Annotated in this window: 5 protein-coding genes; 4 read left to right on the top strand and 1 reads right to left on the bottom strand. The window is 64.5% G+C overall.

Annotated features, from left to right (window positions below):
• From EN991_RS26545 to EN991_RS26560, 4 genes are all read left to right on the top strand, one after another.
• Positions 1-356 (top strand): ATP-binding cassette domain-containing protein (locus EN991_RS26545; RefSeq protein ID WP_127369879.1); only part of this gene is annotated, 356 nt, incomplete at its 5' end.
• A gap of 4 nt (positions 357-360) precedes the next feature.
• A complete protein-coding gene (locus tag EN991_RS26550; RefSeq protein ID WP_027035600.1) occupies positions 361-1,242 on the top strand; it encodes a branched-chain amino acid ABC transporter permease in 882 nt (293 codons plus the stop codon).
• A gap of 4 nt (positions 1,243-1,246) precedes the next feature.
• Positions 1,247-1,876 carry an FMN-binding negative transcriptional regulator gene (locus EN991_RS26555; RefSeq protein ID WP_127369880.1) on the top strand — a complete coding sequence of 210 codons (630 nt, stop codon included), beginning with the start codon at positions 1,247-1,249 and terminating at the stop codon, positions 1,874-1,876.
• A 28-nt stretch (positions 1,877-1,904) separates the two neighbouring features.
• Entirely contained in the window at positions 1,905-2,951 is a 1,047-nt protein-coding gene (locus EN991_RS26560; RefSeq protein WP_127369881.1) for an ornithine cyclodeaminase, read from the top strand.
• Positions 2,952-2,963: 12 nt separating this feature from the next.
• On the opposite strand, the gene EN991_RS26565 is transcribed toward EN991_RS26560, so the two are convergent.
• Positions 2,964-3,933, bottom strand: a 970-nt coding sequence (locus EN991_RS26565) for an alcohol dehydrogenase family protein (RefSeq protein WP_127369882.1), incomplete at its 5' end; no start/stop codon positions are given.

Below are 3,933 nucleotides of genomic sequence, written 5' to 3' on the forward strand. Positions count from 1 at the left end.
TGCTGGAGCTGTTCCCGATCCTGCGCCGCTACCACCGCGTCAAGGGCGGCAATCTGTCGGGCGGCGAACAGCAGATGCTGGCCATCGCCCGCGCGCTGATGGGCAAGCCGCGCATGATCCTCCTCGACGAGCCCTCGCTCGGCCTTGCCCCGCAACTGATCGACACCGTCTTCGACCTGATCGCCGAACTGCGCCGCAAGGGCCTGACCATCCTTCTGGTCGAACAGAATGTGGCGCTGGCGCTCGAAATCGCCGACCGCGCCGTCGTGCTCGCCAATGGCGAAGTGGTGCTGTCGGGCACGGCAAAAGAACTCGCCTCTTCGGACCTCGTCCGCCAGGCCTATCTGGGAGCTTAGAAGCATGATCGCGCAGCAGATCATCAATGCGGTGAGCCTCGGCGGCGTCTATGCGCTGCTGGCGCTCGGGCTGGCGATCGTCTTTTCCATCGTCGGCTTGATCAACTTCGCCCATGGCGAGCTGATGACGCTGTCGGGCTATGCGCTGCTCGCCTCGCTGGTGCTTGGCTTTCCGTTCCCCGTAGCCGTGCTTGTCGCCGTGTCCTGCGGCGCGCTCGCCGCTGTCGCCATGGAGCGCATCGCGTTCAGGCCGATGCGCGGCGCCAGCGTCACCAGTCTGTTGCTGACCAGCTTCGCTGTCTCCAGCCTGCTGAAGGTCGTCTTCCAGAACGGCATCTCGGCGCGGCCGCAGGCTGTCGCCATGCCTGGCTGGATGACCGGCGCTTTCTCCTTCGGCGATTTCACCATCGGCGTCGGTCCCAGCATCTCCATCGTCGTCTCCGCACTGGCGCTGATTGCGCTGGAAGTCTTCCTGCGCCGCTCGGTGACCGGGACGGCGATGCGTGCCGCAGCGGAGGATTTCGACGTCGTGCGCCTGATGGGCATTCCGGCCAGCCGCATCATCGCCACCGCCTTCCTGCTCTCCGGCCTGCTCGCCGGGCTGGCGGCCATGCTGTGGGTGGCGCAGCGTGCCTCGGTCGACCCGCTGATGGGTTTCACGCCGGTGCTGAAGGCGTTTATCGCCGCCGTCGTCGGCGGGCTCGGCAGCTTGCCCGGTGCTGTCGCCGGCGGCTTCCTGCTCGGCATCATCGAGGTGCTGCTGCAAGCGACATTGCCGGGAGCGATCGCGCCCTATCGCGACGCCATCGTGCTGTCGGGCGTCATCGCCGTGCTGCTGGTTCGTCCGCAAGGCCTGATCCCGGCAGTTCGCGCCCAGCGAAGCTGACCTGATGTATACCAAGCCCGAGTTCGTGCCACTGTCGCGCGACGAGGTGTTCGGCCTGATCGAGGCCGCGGCCTTTGCCACGGTGGTGACAGCGGGACCGCAGGGCCTTGTCGTCTCTCATCTTCCCTTCGTGCTCGATCGCGCGCGGGGTGAAAATGGAACGCTGATCTCGCATCTCGCCCGGGCCAATCCGCACAGCACCTTGATCAGCGAAGGCAGGGAGACGATCACTGTCTTCCACAGCCCGCATGGCTACATCTCGCCGTCCTGGTATCCGCGCAATCCGGTGCGCGACAGCGCGCCGACCTGGAACTTTGCCGTCGTGCATTGTCATGGGCATCCGGTGCCGCTCGACGATCACGGCACCGCCCGGCATCTCCTGCAGCTTGTCGATGTGCTGGAGAAGGATCGCGACGATCGCTGGCGCATGCGTGAGCTCGGACCAGGCGGCATGGAGCGGCGCATACCTGGTATCATAGGGTTTGACCTGCCGATCGGGCGGCTCGAAGCCAAGTTCAAGATGGGCCAGGATGAGCGCCTCTACGACACAGGCGGAGCCATCAGGGTGCTGGAGCAAAACGATCCGGCGCTGGCAACGATGATGAAGGCGCACAACGCGCATCGCCAGGACTGACCGCCTGCATGCGGCAAGGAAAAGAAAAATGATCCCCAATCTCAACATCGTGCCCTTCGTCAGCGTCGATCATATGATGAAGCTGGTGCTGAAGATCGGCGTCGAACGCTTCCTCGTCGAACTCGCCGGCTACATCGAGAATGATTTCCGCCGCTGGGAGCTGTTCGACAAGACGCCGCGCGTCGCCTCGCACAGCGCCGAGGGTGTCATCGAACTGATGCCGACCAGCGACGGCGAGGTCTACGGCTTCAAATATGTCAACGGCCATCCCAAGAACATGCGCGAGGGACGCCAGACCGTGACCGCCTTCGGCATGCTCGCCGACGTCCACAATGGCTACCCGGTATTGCTGTCCGAAATGACCATCCTGACGGCGCTGCGCACGGCGGCGATGTCGGCTCTGGCCGCGAAGTATCTGGCGCCGGCCGGCTCCAGCTGCATGGCGCTGATCGGCAACGGCGCCCAGGCCGAATTCCAGGCGGTGGCCTTCAAGGCGCTGCTCGGCGTCGACAGGCTGAGGCTTTACGATATCGACCGCACGGCCACCGAAAAATGCATCCGCAATCTCGCCGGTCTCGGCTTCGACATGGTCGCTTGCGGCACCGCGCAGGAGGCGGTCGAAGGGGCTGACATCATCACCACCGTCACCGCCGACAAGCAGTACGCCACTATCCTCACCGACAACATGGTCGGCTCCGGCGTGCACATCAACGCGGTCGGCGGCGACTGCCCCGGCAAGACCGAATTGCATCGCGATATCCTGCTGCGCTCAGACATCTTCGTCGAATACCCGCCGCAGACCCGTATCGAGGGCGAGATCCAGCAGCTTGCGCCGGATCATGAGGTGATCGAGTTGTGGCAGGTGATGTCAGGCGCCGTGCAAGGCCGGCGCGATTCCGGCCAGATCACGCTGTTCGATTCGGTCGGCTTCGCCATCGAGGATTTTTCGGCGTTGCGCTATGTCAGGGATCAACTGCGCTCGACCGGCCTCTACCAGGAACTCGACATGCTGGCCGACCCCGACGAACCGCGAGATCTGTTCGGCATGCTGTTGAGGGCGGCCCAGCAGGGTTGAGGCATAGAGTGTTCAGCCAGCCGAACCCCACATGGCATCCGGCACCACCACCAGCTTGCCGACGAAATCCTTGGCAATGAAATCCGCCTGCGCATGGTGGAAATCGGAGAGCTTGTAGACGCCACCGACCAGCGGCCGGATTTTCTTCGCCTCGATGTAACCAACGATACGACGGAAATCCGCGCGCGTGCCCTGGCTCGAACCATGCAACTGCAACTGCTTGAGATACATGGTCCTGAGATCGAGCTGCACGACCGGACCGGCAATCGCCCCGGCGGTGGTGTAGCGGCCTTCGGGCCTGAGAATACGCAAGAGATCGTTGAAGATCGCGCCGCCGACCAGGTCGGCCACCACGTCGATCGGTTGGCCGCCGGTCGCTTCAATCACGGCTTGCGGCAGGTCTGCGACGCCACGGGTGATGACCGCCTCGGCGCCGATGTCCAGCACCGCCTGTTCCTTGCCCTTGCCGACGACGGCATAGGGAATGGCGCCGCGCGCCCGTGCCAGTTGCACGATGCCGGAACCGACGCCGCCCGAGGCGCCGGTGACCAGCACGCGCTCGCCGGCCTTCAAGCCGGCGCGCTCCAGCATCTGTTCGCCGGTCAGGTAAGCGCAGCAGAAGGTGGCGAGTTCGACGTCGCTCATGTCGGTATCGACGACATGCGCATTCTCGGCCGGCACGGCCTGGTATTCGGCATAGCCGCCGTCGCGGCCGTGGCCCATATAGTCGATGTCGGCGAGCGAATCGTCGTCGCGATTGTAGATGGAGAAATCGACCATCACCCGTTCGCCGATACGCTCCGGCGACACACCTTCGCCGACGGCGGCGATGGTACCGACGGTGTCGGTGCCCTGGATGCGCGGGAAAACAAGCGTGTTGCCCTGGCGCCGCCATGTCGACACGGCAGCCGCATTCTCTTCCGTGCCATAGGCGCCCTGGCGCACCCAGACATCGGTGTTGTTCATGCCGCAAGCGCTGACC

Origin of the sequence: Mesorhizobium sp. M7A.F.Ca.US.005.03.2.1, assembly GCF_003997795.1 — a bacterium.
GTDB lineage: Bacteria > Pseudomonadota > Alphaproteobacteria > Rhizobiales > Rhizobiaceae > Mesorhizobium > Mesorhizobium ciceri.

What these genes read in the sequence shown, in the direction of transcription:
- EN991_RS26550 (WP_027035600.1), top strand. Translation starts at nt 361, where the DNA reads ATGATCGCGCAGCAGATCATCAATGCGGTGAGCCTCGGCGGCGTCTAT.
- EN991_RS26555 (WP_127369880.1), top strand. Translation starts at nt 1,247, where the DNA reads ATGTATACCAAGCCCGAGTTCGTGCCACTGTCGCGCGACGAGGTGTTC.
- EN991_RS26560 (WP_127369881.1), top strand. Translation starts at nt 1,905, where the DNA reads ATGATCCCCAATCTCAACATCGTGCCCTTCGTCAGCGTCGATCATATG.